At 62.3% G+C, this 17,949-nt stretch carries 13 protein-coding genes; 10 read left to right on the top strand and 3 right to left on the bottom strand.

Annotated features, from left to right (window positions below):
* The first annotated feature begins 55 nt into the window (after positions 1–55).
* Together rimM and trmD are read left to right on the top strand one after the other, a co-directional pair.
* Complete coding sequence (rimM, locus tag ROE7235_RS13770; protein WP_121096085.1) at positions 56–592, top strand: ribosome maturation factor RimM; 537 nt, start codon at positions 56–58, stop codon at positions 590–592.
* The gene (gene trmD / locus ROE7235_RS13765) at positions 589–1,395 is read left to right on the top strand and encodes a tRNA (guanosine(37)-N1)-methyltransferase TrmD (RefSeq protein WP_121096084.1); all 807 of its coding nucleotides are present in this window, start codon (positions 589–591) and stop codon (positions 1,393–1,395) included. The genes rimM and trmD overlap by 4 nt, the downstream gene beginning before the upstream one ends.
* Before the next feature lie 66 nt (positions 1,396–1,461).
* Here trmD and ROE7235_RS13760 read toward each other — a convergent pair whose 3' ends face one another.
* Positions 1,462–4,791, bottom strand: a complete 3,330-nt coding sequence (locus tag ROE7235_RS13760) for an error-prone DNA polymerase (protein WP_121096083.1) — start codon at positions 4,789–4,791, stop codon at positions 1,462–1,464.
* Positions 4,792–4,995: 204 nt separating this feature from the next.
* On the opposite strand from ROE7235_RS13760, the gene rimP reads away from it, so the two are divergent.
* Genes rimP through infB form a run of 4 tightly spaced genes read left to right on the top strand, consistent with a single transcriptional unit; the run spans position 4,996 to position 10,375 of the window.
* Positions 4,996–5,592 carry a ribosome maturation factor RimP gene (rimP, locus tag ROE7235_RS13755; RefSeq protein WP_121096082.1) on the top strand — a complete coding sequence of 199 codons (597 nt, stop codon included), beginning with the start codon at positions 4,996–4,998 and terminating at the stop codon, positions 5,590–5,592.
* 3 nt (positions 5,593–5,595) lie between these two features.
* Positions 5,596–7,233, top strand: a complete 1,638-nt coding sequence (gene nusA, locus ROE7235_RS13750; RefSeq protein ID WP_121096081.1) for a transcription termination factor NusA — start codon at positions 5,596–5,598, stop codon at positions 7,231–7,233.
* 11 nt (positions 7,234–7,244) lie between these two features.
* Positions 7,245–7,877, top strand: coding sequence for an RNA-binding protein (locus ROE7235_RS13745; RefSeq protein ID WP_121096080.1), 633 nt, complete (start codon positions 7,245–7,247; stop codon positions 7,875–7,877).
* Entirely contained in the window at positions 7,874–10,375 is a 2,502-nt protein-coding gene (gene infB / locus ROE7235_RS13740) for a translation initiation factor IF-2 (protein ID WP_121096079.1), read from the top strand. The genes ROE7235_RS13745 and infB overlap by 4 nt, the downstream gene beginning before the upstream one ends.
* A gap of 74 nt (positions 10,376–10,449) precedes the next feature.
* Here infB and ROE7235_RS13735 read toward each other — a convergent pair whose 3' ends face one another.
* Together ROE7235_RS13735 and ROE7235_RS13730 are read right to left on the bottom strand one after the other, a co-directional pair.
* Positions 10,450–10,842: a group II truncated hemoglobin gene (locus tag ROE7235_RS13735; protein ID WP_121096078.1), complete on the bottom strand. Its 393-nt coding sequence runs from the start codon at positions 10,840–10,842 to the stop codon at positions 10,450–10,452.
* 4 nt (positions 10,843–10,846) lie between these two features.
* On the bottom strand, positions 10,847–13,216 hold the full coding sequence (locus ROE7235_RS13730) for a trimethylamine N-oxide demethylase (RefSeq protein ID WP_121096098.1): 2,370 nt from the start codon (positions 13,214–13,216) through the stop codon (positions 10,847–10,849).
* Between the two features lie 161 nt (positions 13,217–13,377).
* Between ROE7235_RS13730 and cbiB the strand changes: the two genes are divergently transcribed.
* From cbiB to ROE7235_RS13710, 4 genes are all read left to right on the top strand, one after another.
* Positions 13,378–14,322, top strand: a complete 945-nt coding sequence (cbiB, locus tag ROE7235_RS13725; protein WP_121096077.1) for an adenosylcobinamide-phosphate synthase CbiB — start codon at positions 13,378–13,380, stop codon at positions 14,320–14,322.
* Entirely contained in the window at positions 14,315–15,289 is a 975-nt protein-coding gene (gene cobD, locus ROE7235_RS13720; RefSeq protein ID WP_121096076.1) for a threonine-phosphate decarboxylase CobD, read from the top strand. The genes cbiB and cobD overlap by 8 nt, the downstream gene beginning before the upstream one ends.
* The gene (locus tag ROE7235_RS13715) at positions 15,286–15,996 is read left to right on the top strand and encodes a DUF599 domain-containing protein (RefSeq protein ID WP_121096075.1); all 711 of its coding nucleotides are present in this window, start codon (positions 15,286–15,288) and stop codon (positions 15,994–15,996) included. Before cobD ends, ROE7235_RS13715 begins: the two co-directional genes overlap by 4 nt.
* A gap of 148 nt (positions 15,997–16,144) precedes the next feature.
* Positions 16,145–17,773 carry a DUF6538 domain-containing protein gene (locus ROE7235_RS13710; RefSeq protein ID WP_147434217.1) on the top strand — a complete coding sequence of 543 codons (1,629 nt, stop codon included), beginning with the start codon at positions 16,145–16,147 and terminating at the stop codon, positions 17,771–17,773.
* Positions 17,774–17,949 lie beyond the last annotated feature (176 nt).

Below are 17,949 nucleotides of genomic sequence, written 5' to 3'. Positions count from 1 at the left end.
ATTCCAGCGCGGAATTTGAACAAGGCACTAGACGACCACAGCATGAGAGCGGATCATGACGCGCCAACAAGGGCCACAGACGGATAAGCCGGAACGCGTCTGCGTCGGGGCAGTTGCGGGCGCATATGGCGTGCGCGGCGAAGTGCGGTTGAAAAGCTTTTGCGCCGAGCCTGATGCGATCGGCAGCTACGGCCCGCTTTGGTCCGAAGATGGCGCGCGCAGCTTTGATGTCACTTTGGGCGCGCCTGTTGCGCAGGGGTTTGCCGCCCGCTTGGGCGGTGTGCGCACCCGCGAGCAGGCCGAGGCCCTGCGCGGCGTGCGCCTGTTTGTTGACCGCGCGCGGCTGCCCGGACTGCCCGATGATGAGTTCTACCACGCCGACCTGATCGGCTTGCAGGTGTTCGACACCGGCGGTGCGCCGATGGGGCGGGTCAAGGCGGTTCTGAATCACGGCGCAAGCGACCTGCTGGAACTGGTCACACCGGGGCAGAAAGGGGCGGTGCTGCTGCCCTTCACCCGTGCGATTGTGCCGACGGTCGACCTGGCTGCGGGCCGTATTGTCGCCGATCCGCCCGAGGGGCTGTTGGAATGAGCGTGCCGCCGCGCCGCGCCGCGGGCCGTCTGGCTGCGACTCCGTCACTTGCCCCACGCGACCTGTCGCGCCCGCGTCCGCCTGCGATGGCGTGGCAGGTCCGGATTATCACCCTATTCCCCGAAGCGTTCCCCGGTGTGCTTGGCCTGTCGTTGACGGGTCGGGCCCTGAAAGAAGGGCGCTGGGGGCTGGAGACGGTCGATCTGCGGCCCTTCGGCATCGGCAAGCACCGCAATGTCGATGACACGCCCGCAGGTGGTGGCGCGGGTATGGTGCTGCGCGCCGATGTGCTGGACCGCGCAATAGACACCGCGCAACGCGGCGCACCTGCCGACCGGGACGCATGGCCGCTGGTCTATCTGTCGCCGCGCGGGCGACCCTTTACCCAAGCGATGGCGCGGGACTGGTCGCGGGCCAAGGGCGTGACACTTCTGTGCGGGCGGTTCGAAGGCGTGGACCAGCGGGTGCTGGATCATCACGCGGTGGAAGAAGTGTCCTTGGGGGATTTCGTGCTAACCGGGGGTGAGCTGGCGGCGCAAGCGATGATCGACGCCACGGTGCGGCTTCTGCCGGATGTGCTGGGCAACGCGGCCTCAACCGAGGAAGAGAGCTTCAGCGCGGGCCTGCTGGAGCACCCTCACTACACCAAGCCCGCCGAATGGAGGGACCAGCCCATTCCGCCGGTTCTGCTATCCGGCAACCATGCCGAGATTGCGCGCTGGCGGCAGCAACAGGCTGAGGCTGTGACGCAGGCGCGGCGCCCAGATTTATGGGCGGCATGGACGGACGGTCAGCCGGATTAGGGGGCTTTGCCCCCGCCGCGCGTGCCGCGCGACTCCCCCAGGATATTTTTGCAAGGATGAAGGGGATTAGTGAAAATCCCGGCTTGGGAACAGCTTGCGCGCTTGTTCGCGGGGGTGGCGCGCGCCCGATGTGCCGGGGACCATGCTGGGAACGGACCGGCGGACCTCGTCGCCGCGGCCGTCATTGGCGGGCAGGGGCGCGGGGCCGCCCAGACTGCCGAGCATGTGTGAGATATCGTCGATCTGTTCCGCGATGATATGGATCACCTGTCCGTCGCGTTGCACACGGCCCGTAACGCGCAAGAGCCGCCCGCCGATCACGGCGCGGCGGAAGCGGTCATACATGGTTTTCCACACGACCACATTGGAGCAACCGGTTTCATCTTCGAGCGTTAGGAACACCACGCCCGAGGCCGTGCCGGGCCGCTGGCGGGTGATGACAAGCCCCGCGATGCTGACGCGGCGGGTGGCTTGTGGCAGCTTGTCATGCGGTAGGGTTTGCGGCAGGCGGGGTCGCAACAGTTCCAGCGGATGGGCGCGTAAGCTGAGCCGCAACGACAAGTAATCTTCGACCACCGCTTCGCCAAGCGACATGTCGGGCAGGGTGACGGTGGGTTCCTGTTCGCCTTCGCCATCCAGCCCGAACAAGGGCAGGGGGGCGGGCGCGCGCAAGGCCCGCACCTGCCAGAGGGCCGTGCGGCGCGACAGGCCAATGGCTGTGAAGGCGTCGCCCTCGGCCAGCCGTTCCAGCGTGTCGGGCGCCACGCCTGCACGCCGCCACAGGCTGTCGATATCCGGGTAGCCATTGCCCCGCGCGGCCACGATCCAGTCGGCATCTTCCTGTGGGACGCCCTTGATCTGGCGAAAGCCCAGCCGCAGGGAAAGGGTGCCATCTGCGCGCCGTTCAAGCGTGCACTCCCAGTCGGAATGGTTGATGGAAACGGCGCGGATTTCCACCCCGTGTTCGCGCGCGTCGCGCACCAGTTGGGCGGGCGCGTAGAACCCCATGGGCTGACTGTTCAGCAGCGCGCAGGCGAACACCGCCGGATGATGGCATTTCAGCCAAGCCGAGATATAGACCAACCGCGCGAAGCTGGCGGCGTGGCTTTCGGGGAAGCCGTAGCTGCCGAAGCCCTCGATCTGGGCGAAACAGCGCGCGGCGAAATCGGGGTCGTAGCCGCGCGACAGCATCCCGTCGATGAACCGGTCGCGAAACCCGCCGATGGTGCCCATGCGCTTGAAGGTCGCGAGCGCGCGGCGCAGTTGGTCGGCCTCTGCCGGGGTGAAACCCGCCGCGACCACCGCGATTTGCATGGCTTGTTCCTGGAATAGCGGCACGCCGTAAGTGTGGCCCAGCACTTCCATCATGGCGGGGCCAAGGTCTTCGACAGGTTCCTTGCCCTGACGGCGGTTGATGAACGGGTGCACCATGCCACCCTGAATGGGGCCGGGGCGCACGATGGCGACCTCGCAGACTAGATCGTAGAACGCGCGCGGGCGCATACGCGGCAGAAAGTTGAGCTGCGCGCGGCTTTCGACCTGAAACACGCCGATGGCGTCGGCGCGGCAGAGCATGTCATAGACGGCAGGGTCTTCGGGCGGGACATTGGCCAGATCCAGCCGCGCGCCCCGGTGCTCTGCCAGCAGGGCAAAGGATTTGCGGATTGCGGTCAGCATGCCCAAGGCCAGCACATCCACCTTCAGCAGCCCCAGCGCGTCTATGTCGTCTTTGTCCCATTCGATGATGGTGCGGTCCTCCATGGCCGCATTTTCAATCGGGCACAGGTCGTCTAGCCGCCCCTTGGTGATGACAAAGCCGCCCACATGCTGCGACAGGTGGCGTGGAAAGCCGATGATCTCGGCAATCAGCGCCAGCGCTTGCCCCATGCGGCGGTCGTCGGGGTCCAGCCCCGCTTCGCGCAGGCGGTCCGGCCCCGGCGGGCTGGCGGACCAGCCCCAAAGCTGGCCTGACAGCCGCCCGATGACATCGGCGCTCAGCCCCATCACCTTGCCCACCTCGCGGATGGCCGCACGGGTACGGAAATGGATGACGGTCGCGGTCAGGCCTGCGCGGTCGCGCCCGTAGCGGGCGTAAATCCACTGGATGACCTCTTCGCGGCGTTCATGTTCGAAATCCACGTCAATATCGGGCGGCTCGCCGCGTTCCTTGGAGATGAACCGCTCGAAGATTAGCGTGATCGATTCGGGCGGCACTTCGGTCACGCCCAGCAGGTAGCACACAACCGAATTGGCGGCCGACCCCCGCCCTTGGCACAGAATGCCGCGTGACCGGGCAAAGTCGACAATGTCATGAACGGTCAGGAAATAGGGCGCATAGTCCAGATCGGCGATCAGACGCAGCTCGCGACTGGTGCGCTCGACAATCTTGGGCGGGGCCCCTGCGGGGTAACGGCGGCGCAGCCCTTCGCCCGCCAGCCGTTCCAGCCGGGCCTGGGCGGGTTCGCCGTTCTGCGCCTCGTCTGGGTATTGGTAGCGCAGCTCATCCAGACCGAAGGCGCAGGCATCGGCAATCTGCACAGAACGGTGGATCGCGGCGGGATGGTGCTTGAACATGCGCGCCATTTCCGCCGCGCCTTTCAGCCGGTGTTCGGCGTGGGGCAGGCGGTGCTGGCCGATGGTGTCTATCGTTAGACCAAGGCGCAGACAGGTCAGCACATCGGCCAGCGGGCGGCGGGCAGCGGCGTGCATCTGCACATCGCCAAGCGCGACCATGGGCAGGCCGGTCGCTTGTGCCCATGCGCCAAGCTGCGCCAGCCGTGCCGGGTCGCGCCCGTCATAGCGAGGGGCTGCACCAAGGTAGCACTGGCCGGGGAAATGGTTAAGCATGTCGCGCAGATCATCCGGCAAGAGCGCTTGCAACGGGTCTGGCGGCAGCGCGATCAGGATCATGCCGTGGCAGCCCGCATAAAGATCGGCGCGCGCAAGGTGGCATTCCCCTTTTGGCGCGCGGCGCTTGCCAAGGGTCAGCAGCCGCGTCAGCCGCGACCATGCGGGCAGGTCGGTGGGCAGGGCCAGCCAGTCTGTTGCGCTGTCGGTCAGCACCAGCCGCGCTCCGGGGATCAGCCGGGGCAGGGGGCGATCCGGCAGCACCAAAGGCGTGGCCTCTGGCGCGCTGGTCTGGCGGCTGGACGGGTCTGTCTGGCGTTGGGCGCGCACGCCCGCCGCTTGCCCTGTGCCTGTGGCCCGCAGCCGTGCCAGTTCCTTCAGCGCCGCATAGGCCCGCACCACGCCCGCGACGGAATTGTGGTCGGTGATGGCGATGGCCTGCAACCCCAGTTCAGCCGCGCGCGTGACCAGCTCCTCGGGGTGCGATGCGCCGCGCAGGAAGCTGAAATTACTGGTCACGCAAAGCTCTGCATAAGTGGGGTCTGACATGGCGGCCTTGAGTTTGTTCCTGCTTTGTTCATATATCTGGAACGGGGCTTGAGTCGAGTCCCGACCGCCATGTGCAAACCCCTTGCGTTCGGGCGCGCATGCGCCTATATCCCCACTCAACAGCGGCGTGTCGAAAGATACCCACCGGAAATTTCAACGGGCCGCATGGCCCGTTTTTTGTTTTCCGCACCCCAAGGAGGGGTCATGTCTGACCTGATCGCGAAAACCACGCTCGACCAGCGGCTGGCGGCCATCGTGGCCCCGGTAATCGAAGGTCTGGGCTTCGAGTTGGTGCGCCTGCGCGTCATGGCGGGCAAAAACCGGACATTGCAGATCATGGCGGACCGGCCCGATGGCGGCATAGAGGTGCAGGATTGCGCCGATATTTCCACGGCTGTGTCTGCGGTGTTGGATGTCGAAGACCCGCTGGAAGACGCCTATACGCTGGAAGTGTCCAGCCCCGGCATCGACCGCCCCCTGACCCGGCTGAAAGATTTCGCCGCTTGGGACGGGTATGAGGCCCGGATCGAGACGACCGAGTTGATCGACGGCCGCCGCCGCTTCAAGGGCTTGTTGGCCGGGGTCGAAGGCGACGAGGTGCTGATTGAGTTGGAAGAGGGCGACGACACCGTCACCATCGGCCTGCAATTCGAGTGGTTGTCGGATGCCAAGCTGGTCCTGACCGAAGACCTGATCGCGGAAATGCTGCGCGCCCGCAAAGCCAGCGGCGCCATTGACGAATCGCAATTCGACGAGATTGAAACCGACGCGCCGGATACCGCGCACCCCGAGGAGAGCTGAAGCATGGCCATCACATCTGCAAACCAGTTGGAACTGCTGCAAACCGCCGAAGCGGTGGCACGCGAAAAGATGATCGACGCCGAATTGGTGATCGAGGCGATGGAAGACAGCCTCGCCCGCGCGGCCAAATCACGCTACGGGGCCGATATGGATATCCGCGTGGCTATCGACCGCAAGACCGGCGTGGCCACCTTCACCCGCGTCCGCACCGTGGTCGAGGATGACCTGCTGGAAAACCACCACGCTGAACTGACCGTGGCCCAAGCCGCCCCCTATCTGGACGCGCCCGCTGTCGGGGATGAGATCATCGACGAAGTGCCGCCGGTAGAGCTGGGCCGCATCGCCGCACAATCCGCCAAGCAGGTGATCTTGCAGCGCGTCCGCGAAGCAGAGCGTGACCGCCAGTATGAAGAATTCAAGGATCGCGCGCATACGATCATTAACGGTGTCGTCAAGCGCGAGGAATACGGCAACATCATCGTCGATGTGGGTGCGGGCGAAGCCATCCTGCGCCGCAATGAGAAGATTGGCCGCGAAAGCTATCGCAACGGCGACCGCATCCGCTGCTATGTGAAAGACGTGCGCCGCGAAGCGCGCGGGCCGCAAATCTTCCTGTCGCGCACTGCGCCCGAATTCATGGCCGAATTGTTCAAGATGGAAGTGCCGGAAATCTACGATGGCATCATCGAGATCAAGGCAGTTGCCCGTGACCCCGGTTCGCGCGCCAAGATCGGCGTGATTTCGTATGATTCCGGCATCGACCCCGTTGGCGCTTGCGTCGGTATGCGCGGCAGCCGCGTGCAGGCCGTGGTGAACGAGCTTCAGGGCGAAAAGATCGACATCATCCCCTGGACCGAAGATCAGGCCACCTTCCTTGTGAACGCGCTGCAACCGGCAGAGGTAAGCAAGGTCGTGATCGACGAAGAAGCGGGCAAGATCGAAGTGGTCGTGCCTGATGAGCAGTTGTCGCTGGCGATTGGCCGTCGCGGTCAGAACGTGCGTCTGGCCAGCCAGTTGACCGCGCTGGACATCGACATCCTGACAGAGTCGGACGAATCAGCCCGCCGTCAGGCCGAATTTGCAGCACGCACCAAGCTGTTCATGGACGAGTTGGACATTGACGAGATGATGGCCCAGCTTCTGGTCGCGGAAGAATTCACCGCGCTGGAAGAGGTCGCCTATGTCGAGCTGGACGAACTGCTGGCCATTGACGGTTTCGACGAGGAAACTGCCGAAGAGTTGCAGACCCGTGCCCGCGAACGTCTGGAAGCGGTCGCCGCTGCCGCGCTGGCGAATGCACGCGAGATGGGGGCGGAAGACAGCCTGATCGAATTCGACGGCCTGACTCCGCAGATGGTCGAAGCGTTGGCCAAGGACGACATCAAGACGCTGGAAGATTTCGCCACCTGTGCCGACTGGGAACTGGCGGGCGGCTGGACCACCGTCAACGGCGAGCGCGTTAAGGATGAGGGCCTGCTGGAGCCTTTCGATATGAGCCTTGAGGAAGCGCAAACCCTTGTCATGACCGCGCGCGTCCTGCTGGGTTGGGTTGACCCGACCGAAATGGAAGCCGACGCCGAGGCCGAGGGCGAAGAGGATGCCGCTGACGCCGAGGCCGAGGCCGAGGCAGAAACACGCTAAGGATCAACCAGATGGCACGCGGCGGGCGCAAAGTTGAACGCGACGGGCCCGAACGGCGCTGCATCGCCACCGGGGACAGCCAGCCTGCGCGCGGGCTGATCCGCTTTGTCGTGGGCCCCGACGGGCAAATCGTGCCCGATGTCGCCGGAAAGCTGCCCGGCCGCGGAATTTGGGTCAGTGCCGAACGGTCGGCGCTGGATCTGGCGGTCAAGAAAAAGCTCTTTGCCCGCGCCGCGCGACAAGCGGTAACGGTGCCCGACGGGTTGAACGACATGGTTACCGGCCTTGTGCTGAAACGGGTGATCGACCTTCTGTCGCTGGCACGCAAAAGCGGTCAGGCCATCGCAGGCTATGAAAAATGCCGCGAGCTGGCCATGGCGGAAGAGATGGCGGTCCTGATCCAAGCCGTGGACGGGTCAACCCGTGGCAAGACGAAGTTGCGCCCGCCCGGTGGGCCAGAGACCTATATTGACTGGCTGACGGCCCGCGAATTGGGTTTGGCATTCGGTCGTGAACATGTGATACATTCCGCGCTTCGTGCTGGCGGATTGCGGCGACCTGTTGTAGAGGAAGCGGCAAGACTGGCAGGACTGCGCACAGATATCGGTGGATATGCCGCCGGAGAGGATAAGACGGACGCATGAGCGATACAGACGGTAAAAAGACACTCGGACTTGGCGGGCAAGGCGGTCAGGTGAAGCAAAGCTTCAGCCATGGGCGCACGAAATCGGTCGTGGTCGAGAAGAAGCGCAAGCGCGTTGTCGTGCCAAAATCGGCAGGGCAGCCGGGCGCTGGTGCGGGCAAGCCGTCCGGCACGCCGAAATCCGATCCGTCGCGTCGCCCCGCCGGAATATCCGAAGCGGAAATGGACCGCCGCCTGAAGGCGCTTGCCGCCGCCAAGGCGCGCGAGACCGAGGAAGCAGCCGCCCGCGCCGCCGAAGAAAAGGCGCGCGAGGAAGAGCGCCAGCGCCGCCGTGAAGAGGCCGAGGCCCGCGAACGCGAAGAGCGTGAGCGCGAGGCGGCTTTGCGTGCCAAGGAAGAAGAAGACGCCCGCGCCAAGGTCGAGGCCGAAGAGCGCAAGGCCCGTAAGGCGGCGCCCGCCGAGGAACCCGCAGCCCCCGCCGCGCCTGAAGCGCCGATGTCGGAGCGTGCCCGCCCCTCTGGTGGTGATGCGCGCAAACCCGCGAAACGGGCCGAGGATGACCGTGGCGGCCGTCCCGCCAAACCGCGCGAGGATGGCGGCCGTCGCTCTGGCAAGCTGACACTGAAAGACGCGCTGGCAGGTGGCGGTGGACGCGAGCGTTCCATGGCCGCGATGAAGCGCAAGCAGGAGAAGGCCCGCCAAAAGGCGATGGGCCAGACCCAATCGCGCGAAAAGGTTGTGCGTGAAGTGCAACTGCCCGAAACCATCGTGGTGCAGGAATTGGCAAACCGCATGGCCGAACGGGCCGCTGATGTTGTCAAATCCCTGATGAAGATGGGTGTCATGGCGACCATGAACCAATCCATCGACGCCGACACAGCCGAACTGGTGATCGAAGAGTTCGGCCACAAGATGGTGCGTGTCTCTGACGCGGATGTGGAGCAGGTAATCGAGCAGGTTGCCGACGACCCTCAAGACCTGCAGCCGCGCCCGCCAATCGTGACGATCATGGGCCATGTCGACCACGGCAAGACCTCGCTGCTGGATGCGATTCGCAAAGCGAACGTGGTATCGGGCGAAGCTGGTGGCATTACCCAGCATATCGGGGCCTATCAGGTCACGACGGAAAGTGGTGCCGTGCTGTCATTTCTGGATACGCCCGGTCACGCGGCCTTTACCAGCATGCGCGCACGCGGTGCGAATGTGACCGATATTGTCGTGCTGGTCGTGGCCGCAGACGACTCTGTCATGCCGCAGACGATCGAAGCGATCAACCACGCCCGCGCCGCCAAGGTGCCAATGATCGTCGCCATCAACAAATGTGACAAGCCCGCTGCCGATGCCAACAAGGTTCGGACCGAGTTGTTGCAGCACGAGGTCGTAGTCGAAGCGATGTCGGGCGACGTGCAGGATGTCGAAGTCTCTGCCGTGACCGGTGCCGGTCTGGACCAGCTACTGGAAGCCATCGCGCTTCAAGCCGAAATTCTGGAATTGCAGGCCAACCCCGACCGGTCCGCCATGGGCGCCGTGATCGAGGCGCAGCTTGACGTCGGCCGTGGTCCCGTCGCGACCGTTCTTGTGCAGAACGGCACGCTGCGTCAGGGCGATATTTTCGTCGTGGGCGAGCAATGGGGCAAGGTTCGTGCCTTGCAAAATGACCAGGGCGAGCGCGTGAAAGAAGCCGGCCCCTCTGTTCCGGTAGAGGTGCTGGGCCTGAACGGCACGCCCGAAGCGGGCGATGTGCTGAACGTGGTCGATACCGAAGCACAAGCGCGCGAGATTGCCGAATACCGTCAGGAAGCGGCCAAGGACAAGCGCGCCGCCGCCGGGGCCGCGACCACGCTTGAACAGCTTATGGCCAAGGCCAAGGAAGACAAGGACATGGCAGAGTTGCCGGTTCTGGTGAAAGCCGATGTGCAGGGCTCTGCCGAAGCCATCGTTCAGGCGCTTGAGAAAATCGGCAATGACGAGGTGCGTGTGCGCGTGCTGCATTATGGTGTCGGCGCAATCACCGATACTGATGTGGGCCTTGCCGAAGCCTCTGGCGCGCCGATCATCGGGTTCAACGTGCGGGCGAACGCGTCCGCGCGGAACTCGGCCAACCAGAAGCGGGTAGAGCTGCGCTATTACTCGATCATTTATGATCTGGTCGACGATATCAAAGCCGCGGCCTCTGGCCTGCTATCTGCCGAAGTGCGCGAGAACTTCATCGGCTATGCCGAAATCCGCGAAGTGTTCAAGGTCACTGGCGTCGGCAAAGTGGCCGGCTGCCTTGTGACTGAGGGGATCGCGCGCCGGTCTGCCGGTGTTCGCCTGCTGCGCGACAACGTGGTTGTCCACGAGGGCACTCTGAAAACCCTCAAGCGCTTCAAGGACGAGGTCAAGGAAGTGCAATCGGGTCAGGAATGCGGGATGGCGTTCGAGAATTACGACGATATTCGCCCGAAAGACGTGATCGAGATTTTCGAGCGCGAAGAGATCGAACGCACCTTGACCTAAGCAATGCGTTTGCCAGACGATTGAAAGGGCACCTACGGGTGCCCTTTTGCTTTTTCGGCGGCGTCGGCGGGGGCTTATGAAGCCGGATCATTGACCAGCCGATGCGCCACACGTCGCAGCGTGGCGCGCAGGTGGTCAATCTCGGGGCCTGCATGGCCACGTGCGGCCAAGGCGCGGTCCATACACAGAAGCCAGTTTTCGGCATCTATCGGACGCACCGGCACATGGGCGTGGATGTCCTTCAGGTCCATATGACCGTGGCGTTCTGCGTAATACCGCCGTCCCCCAAAGAAGCCACATAGGAAGGCGAACTGCTCTTCGCGTGCATTGGCTAAACCCTGCCCGCGCTGATGCAGCAGGCGCAGATGTGCGCCTTCGGGTCGCGTTTCCATCAGGTCGTAGAACGCCTCGACCAAGGCGCGCACAGCCTCTTCGCCGCCCATTTTCTCAATCAAAGGCGCCTGCATTGTATCAGGACCGTGGGCGTTCCTTTTTCGGATCGTAATGGGCGAAAGGCACAATCCGCGCTGGCAGTCGTTTCTGGTGCCCGTCCAGCTTGCCGATTTCCACGTCGGTCCCCAACTCGGAACAGGCCACATCCACCCGTGCCAGTGCAATGGTTTTGCCCAAAAGCGGCGAGCGCATGGAAGATGTCACTTCGCCAACCTGCGCTCGCCCGATATGGACGCAGTCGCCATGGCCCACTTCTGCATTGCTATCAATGTCCAGCCCGACCAGCTTGCGCGCGGGGTGTTCCTTGCGGCGGATCAGCGCGTCGCGGCCGATGAAATCATCGGTCTTGGATTTCAGTGGCACCGTAAAGCCGATGCCCGCCTCGAACGGGTCGGTCTGGTCGCTGAAATCATAGCCTGCAAAGATCAGCCCGGCCTCTATGCGGACCCTGTCGAGCGCCTCCAGCCCGAACGGGGTCAGCCCGTGGTCTTGTCCCGCCTCCCAGATCGCGTCGAACACGGCGGCGCAATCGCGCGGGTGGCACATGACCTCGTAGCCCAGTTCGCCCGTATAGCCGGTGCGCGACACGACAATCGGCACGCCATCCGGTCCGTGCAACCGTGCGGGCGTAAAGCGGAACCAGTCCAACTGGTCGAAGGTCGGGCGGTGCGGCGCGGTCCAGACCACCTTGCGCAGCAGGTCGCGGCTTTCTGGGCCTTGCACGGCGACATTATGCAACTGGTCGGTCGAGGACCGCACCAGCACGTTCAGCCCCGCTTTCTCGGCCTGCTCGCGTATCCATTCGCCGCCGTAATCGCTTCCGCCGATCCAGCGGAAATTGTCGCGCCCCAACCGGAACAGCGTGCCATCGTCGATCATGCCGCCATGCGGGTAGCACATGGCGGTATAGACCACCGCACCCTCGGCCATGGTTTTCACGTTGCGGGTGAAGATGTACTGGCACAGCGCCTCGGCATCCGGGCCGGTAATCTCGAACTTGCGCAATGGCGACAGGTCCATGATGACGGATTTTTGCCGACAGGCCCAGTATTCCTGAATGGTGCCCGCGGTGGCGAAGGAACTTGCCAGCCAATAGCCGTTATATTCCACGAAATTGCCGGTGAATTTCGCGAAAGAGGCGTGGAAGCCGGTTTCCTTGGTCATTTTTGGCTCCGAGTCTGGGGTGGCGCGCAGCGCAATCGCGCGCTTGAAGGGTTCCGTGCCGCTATAGGTGCGCACATGAATGTCGGTCGGGTTCCAGCCATTGGCAGCTGTCGTGTCATCGGGGCAGGCGGAACTGACGCAGACCAGATCGGTCAGCGCGCGCAACAATACATAGTCGCCGGGGCGCGACCAAGGCTCGTCCGTATGCAGCACGCCGTGTTCGTCCAGCCCGGTGTTGAAGAAGAAGTTGATCGCCATCCAACCGGGGCGCGGGTCTGCGCCGAATCCGACCAGCGCGCCGTTGAAATTGTCGGTGCAGTTTACATGGCCGGGATAGCCGATATCGTCATAGTATTTCGCGGCGCAGGCCATGGCGAAAGCGTCATGCCGCCCGCAGGTGTCCTGAATGACTTCGACCAGCGGGATCAGATCCTGATCGTAGTATTTCGCGTGCAGGCCGGGCATGGGATAAGAATGGCCCATCAGGGTGCGGGTCGTGGTCACGTCCAGCGGGCGCTGCAGCCCGCGATCCAGCTTGCGTGCGTCGAAACATTGGAAATCGGTGCATTGGCGGCCATCGACATCAAGGATCTGGATGAAGTCGCCCGCCTTGACGAAATAGGCCTCTGCGGTGGCAGACTGCACGCGAATATCGGCCAACGGGTCCGCCAACGGCTCGGGCAGGTCGAACCCGATACGCGGCAGGAGCTTGGCGCGGGTCAGAAGGACTGCAAGCGGTGTCAGCGTGTTCTGTCCATCTGGCGACATGGCGTCGCCGGGGGCTGCGACCAGCAGATGGGCGTCGCGCGTGGCGGTGAACTCTTGCGACACTCCGGCCTTGGTGGCGGTGTCGAACAGGCGCAGGCTACCGGCTTGGGCAAGATCGACGCCCAGTTGGTCCAGCTTTCGCCGCATCCGTGCCAGCGACGGGTCGTCGCATAGCAGCACCGCACGGACACCTTCGGCCCGCGCGTTGGCAGGCGCCCCAAGCGCGCCTGTGTCGCAGGTTCCAGCGGCGTCAATGGACAGCAACTCTGCTACCTGGCCACCTTCTATATTGCGGATATTGATCTTGTCGCCCTGTCGAAGCTGCACCAAGAGCGCACCGCCGCCTTCAACCTGATAGCGTTCCACACCGGCTGGCAGGGTCAGCCCTTGCGGAAGGCGCACAGCGCTGGGCCGAGGCGCGCCGGGTGTGACCTTCGGATAGGTGTCGAGCGGCATGTCCGCGCCCTCCGTGAAAAGAAAGGAATATTTATTTCCCATGAAGAATATTTGGAAATGCCTCGCCTAGCAAGACAATTCTGGGAATTCCCTGCGCGCCATTGCGCAAGGTGGCCTAATTCGACTATCGCACAAAGGATCTGAAACACGGATTCCGGCCCATGAATTTTGCCCTGATGCTGCTTCTGGCCTGCCTTATCGACCTTGCCGTCGGGTGGCCGGATCGGCTTTATCGCCGTATCGGCCATCCGGTGACTTGGATGGGTTGGGCGATCAATGGGCTGGAGCGGCGCTGGAACCGAGGAGGGCGCAAAACACGGCTTGTGTTTGGTGCCCTGACCACGGGTGTGATCGTCGGCAGCGCGGCCATCGTGGGGCTGGCCCTGCACATTCTGTTGCCTCATGGGTGGCTGGGCATTGTTCTGGGGGGCGTGCTGGCTTGGCCCTTTGTCGCCCTGCGCGCAATGCACGCCCATGTACGCGCGGTTGAAACCCCGCTAATGCAGGACGATCTGCCCGCAGCGCGCGGGGCCGTTGCCATGATCGTCGGGCGGGATGTGACCAATGCCGATGGGGCCGCAATCAGCCGTGCAGCACTTGAAAGCCTCGCCGAAAACAGCGCCGACGGGATCGTTGCCCCAGTGTTCTGGGGCGTGGTGGCGGGGCTGCCGGGGCTAATGGCCTATAAGGCGATCAACACGCTGGATTCCATGATAGGCCACCGCAACGAGCGGTATGAAGCATTCGGCAAGGTCGCCGCGCGGCTGGACGATGTTGCGAATCTTATCCCCGCGCGGCTGACCGGGCTTGTGTTCGCACTGGTCGGCGGGCACCCCGCGCGCGCCATCCGTGCAATGTGGCGCGACGCTCGCGCGCACCGCTCGCCTAATGCGGGGTGGCCCGAGGCGGCAATGGCCGCCAGCTTGGGTGTGCGGCTGTCCGGGCCGCGAAAATACGGCGATGCGGTCACAGAAGACCCTTGGCTAAATGCGGATGGGGCAGAGGCCACGCCCGCCAGCCTGTCACGTGGTCTGGCCCTATATCGTCGAATGCTGGTTGTTCTGCTTGCGGTATTGGCCATGCTTTGGGGGATCGGATATGCGTGATCATGGCGGCGATCTGGCCCGCGCGCAGGGGCGTTATGGCAAAGGCGACTGGATCGACTTGTCCACGGGCATAAACCCTGTGGCATACCCCATGCCAGCGTTGCCGCCGGACGCGTTCAGCCGTCTGCCCGGAGCCGAAGAAATCGCAGCATTGCAGCATATGGCGCAGCGCGCCTATGGCACATCTGCGCCAGTGGTTGCACTGTCGGGCGCGCAAGCCGCGATTCAACTCGTGCCGCGCTTGCGCGCAGCCGGAACCGCGCGGGTGCTGGGGCCGACCTATAACGAACATGCGGCGGCCTTGGCTGCGCAAGGGTGGCAGGTCGATCAGGTGCAGACCGTCGAAGCGTTGGCAGGTGCCGATCTGGCCGTCGTGGTAAACCCCAACAATCCCGATGGCCGCATTCTGACACAAGCGCAGCTTTTGGCCCTGCGTGACAGCGTGGGGCTGTTGGTGGTGGATGAGAGCTTCATTGATGTGAGGCCCGACGCTTCGATCACGCCCCATGTGACCGAGGCCGAAGAGCGCGTTGTCGTTCTGCGGTCTTTCGGCAAGTTCTACGGGTTGGCGGGCCTGCGGCTTGGTTTTGCCGTCGCAGGCCGGAGCCATGCCAACGCGCTGCGGGATATTGCCGGGCCTTGGGCAGTCAACGGTCCCGCGCTGGTCGCAGGCGGGGTCGCGCTGGCGGATACTGACTGGCAGTGGTCAACACGCGCCCGACTGACAGAAGATGCCGCGCGGCTGGACGGCTTGGCCGCGCAAGCGGGTTGGCGACTTGTTGGCGGCACAACCCTATTTCGCACCTATCAAACGCCAGATGCGGCGGCGGCCCAAGACCGGCTTGCCCGCGCGCATGTCTGGTCGCGCATCTTCCCATATTCCGGCCATTGGCTGCGGTTGGGCTTGCCAGCGCCCGATGGATGGGGCCAGTTGGAACGCGCGGTATCGACAGGGAAACCAACATGACCCTTATTGGCAACATAAGCAGTCTGGGCGTGGTGGATGCCGTCGCGGTGGTGCTGTTCCTTGGCGTTTGGCTGTGGCTTGGATGGCGTATCGGGCACCCGTCGGCCTCTAAACCGTCGGTCACGGTTCTGATGCAGGATTACCGGCTGCAATGGATGCAGGTCATGGCAAACCGCCAGCCCCGCATTTTCGATGCGCAAATCATGATGAGCCTGCGCCAGAGCACATCGTTTTTCGCGTCCACCTGCCTGTTGGCGATGGGCGGCCTGCTTGCCCTGATCGGAAATGTGGACCCGTTGCAGGGCGTGGCCACCCGGTTGACCAACATGGAAAGCGGCAGCGCGGTGCTTCAGGTCAAACTGTTTCTGCCACTGTTCATGCTGGGCAACGCGTTCCTGAAATTCGTCTGGTCGAACCGGGTGTTCGGCTACTGCTCTGTGGTTATGGGGGCCGTGCCCAATGACCCGGACGACCCGAAAACACTGCCGCTGGCGCTGAAGGCAGGCCACCTGAACGCGCGCGCGGCCATGAATTTCAATGCCGGTTTGCGGTCGATGTATTTCGCGCTCTGTGCGCTTGCATGGGTCGCAGGGGCCTGGGCCTTGCTGATCGGGGTTGCCGTGACCGCTTGGGTCGTCTGGAGCCGGGAATTCGCCTCTGCATCGCGCGAAATCATTCTGTCGCGGGGCGACGACAGTTCAACGTGACTCGTGGACGGATGGTGGGTGATGAGAGACTCGAACTCTAAGCGATGGCTCTTGCTTTCCAATAGAGAACAACAACATACTAGAATCTTGTAACTTTTTTGTCTGCAAGCTACACAAGGTTACACACAAACTGCTACACAGGTAAGCCGTGCCAGACAGATCAGAACATATTCAGCGGCGTGGAAAAACCGGAATCTGGTATGCACGACTGCGCATTCCCGCAGACCTAGCGAAAGCGTTTGGAAAAGCCGAATTTAGCAAGTCGCTAAAGACAACCGATGAGCGGGCTGCCAAGAAATTAGCACGTCAGGTCATTGCTGACTGGGAGCGCCAGTTTGACGCTGTCCGTCACAAGCCTGACCTTAGCACAGTCGATGTCGAAACGCTTGCGCGTCATTATTACCTTCATCGTAATCAGGAAGACATTCACGCACGCGATCAGAGACCGACCGCTTCCAAACGAGAATCAATAGCTGATGCAGCTGTGGCGAGAATGATCGCTAAATCAGAGCAAAATCGAGTGAGACTGACCGACCCGATGTCGATGTTGGACCTAGCCCTTGACGAAATCGTAAATCTTGATCTTTCCGACCTGCATTATGGTAATCGCCAAATCCGGCTGAAAGATCTCCGCGAACACCAAGTCTCAAGAAATTTTGCCTTGATCAGTCACGAAGCTATCGCACTGATCAATGCTATGTCACTCCCCATCGAGATCGGTTCAGGTGAATTCAATATTCTATGTGATCGACTCATCCGGGCCGAGATAGAGCTACTTCAGCGCCAGAATGAGCGCGATTTCGGCAACTTCTGTGGCGAGCCGACTGATCCTTTGCTTCGAGCAGGCAAAACGAAGCTTGATATGAGATCGCTGGAATCAATCATTGATGAACAAGAAAACCGCTCTCGGCGCGGTTTAGGTGTCAAGGCAGCTAGCACGTTCCGAAAGTATCGAGCAATCATCAAGGAGTTTTCTGAGTGGCGCAAAAGCGACCGCGCCGCCAGCGTCACCGAGGAAGAGGTTGAGCGTTGGCGCGACGAATTGATTGATGAGGAATACAGCCCTAAGACAGTGCGTGACAAGATGAGCTGCATCAAGTCTGTTTTGAATTGGGGTCAAAAACACTCGGGTCGTTCTCTGTTCTCAGATCGTTCGCCTCTCGAAGCTCTTGAATTGCCCGAATTGGACAAACCAGAGAGCTCGCAACTCACTTACACTGTGGCGCAAGCTGAAACAGTTCTATTGGCAAGTAGAGAACGGAGTCTAGCTTATCAACGGTGGGTGCCTTGGATGCTGGCTTACAGTGGTGCGCGCGTCAGTGAAATCCTTCAGCTAACAAAGGAGGATTTCTTCAAGATCGGAGAATACTGGTTTTACCACATCAAACACGGAGGCGAGCGCTCCACGAAGACCAAAAAAAGCCGCAAAGTTCCGGTTCACCCCGCCTTGATTGATGAAGGTTTGATTGGGTTTGTCGAGAACGCGCCTAAGGGCAACTTATTCGCCGAAAAGCGCATGGACGGCAACCTGCGAGATTGGGTAAGAGCGGACGTCCTACCAGATTTGCCAAAGCCAAAGCCCGGTCCAAATCACGGTTTTAGACATCTATTCGAAGATTTGCGCTATGGTTCTATCGATGCCGAAGCTTCAAATTACATAACCGGTCGGGCAAATAAGGGCTCAGCCGCGGGCTACGGAAAATCGGATGTCATGCTGCCGGTGTTGGCGAAGCAGATGGAACAGTTCCCAAGGTTTCTGGGCTCTTGCACGAAATGAGAATTTGAGCCCTCTCCAGTGCGTTCTCGTTTTCGAAACAAACGCTATCTGTCAATCCCGGAGCAAAATTGGCCAAGTTCCCGGTGTAAAATTGATCAGCTTGGTCGCGGTTTAGCTGCGCCTTGGCGCGGGTGCTCTCCAGATAGCTGACGTGTGCCAAGGCGCGCAGGCCGCAG

This window comes from Roseinatronobacter ekhonensis, from assembly GCF_900499075.1.
GTDB lineage: Bacteria > Pseudomonadota > Alphaproteobacteria > Rhodobacterales > Rhodobacteraceae > Roseinatronobacter > Roseinatronobacter ekhonensis.
The sequence above is the reverse complement of the archived record's forward strand: the minus strand, read 5'-3'. Positions and strand labels throughout refer to the sequence as shown.

What these genes read in the sequence shown, in the direction of transcription:
- rimM (WP_121096085.1), top strand. Translation starts at nt 56, where the DNA reads ATGACGCGCCAACAAGGGCCACAGACGGATAAGCCGGAACGCGTCTGC.
- trmD (WP_121096084.1), top strand. Translation starts at nt 589, where the DNA reads ATGAGCGTGCCGCCGCGCCGCGCCGCGGGCCGTCTGGCTGCGACTCCG.
- ROE7235_RS13760 (WP_121096083.1), bottom strand. Translation starts at nt 4,791, where the DNA reads ATGTCAGACCCCACTTATGCAGAGCTTTGCGTGACCAGTAATTTCAGC.
- rimP (WP_121096082.1), top strand. Translation starts at nt 4,996, where the DNA reads ATGTCTGACCTGATCGCGAAAACCACGCTCGACCAGCGGCTGGCGGCC.
- nusA (WP_121096081.1), top strand. Translation starts at nt 5,596, where the DNA reads ATGGCCATCACATCTGCAAACCAGTTGGAACTGCTGCAAACCGCCGAA.
- ROE7235_RS13745 (WP_121096080.1), top strand. Translation starts at nt 7,245, where the DNA reads ATGGCACGCGGCGGGCGCAAAGTTGAACGCGACGGGCCCGAACGGCGC.
- infB (WP_121096079.1), top strand. Translation starts at nt 7,874, where the DNA reads ATGAGCGATACAGACGGTAAAAAGACACTCGGACTTGGCGGGCAAGGC.
- ROE7235_RS13735 (WP_121096078.1), bottom strand. Translation starts at nt 10,842, where the DNA reads ATGCAGGCGCCTTTGATTGAGAAAATGGGCGGCGAAGAGGCTGTGCGC.
- ROE7235_RS13730 (WP_121096098.1), bottom strand. Translation starts at nt 13,216, where the DNA reads ATGCCGCTCGACACCTATCCGAAGGTCACACCCGGCGCGCCTCGGCCC.
- cbiB (WP_121096077.1), top strand. Translation starts at nt 13,378, where the DNA reads ATGAATTTTGCCCTGATGCTGCTTCTGGCCTGCCTTATCGACCTTGCC.
- cobD (WP_121096076.1), top strand. Translation starts at nt 14,315, where the DNA reads ATGCGTGATCATGGCGGCGATCTGGCCCGCGCGCAGGGGCGTTATGGC.
- ROE7235_RS13715 (WP_121096075.1), top strand. Translation starts at nt 15,286, where the DNA reads ATGACCCTTATTGGCAACATAAGCAGTCTGGGCGTGGTGGATGCCGTC.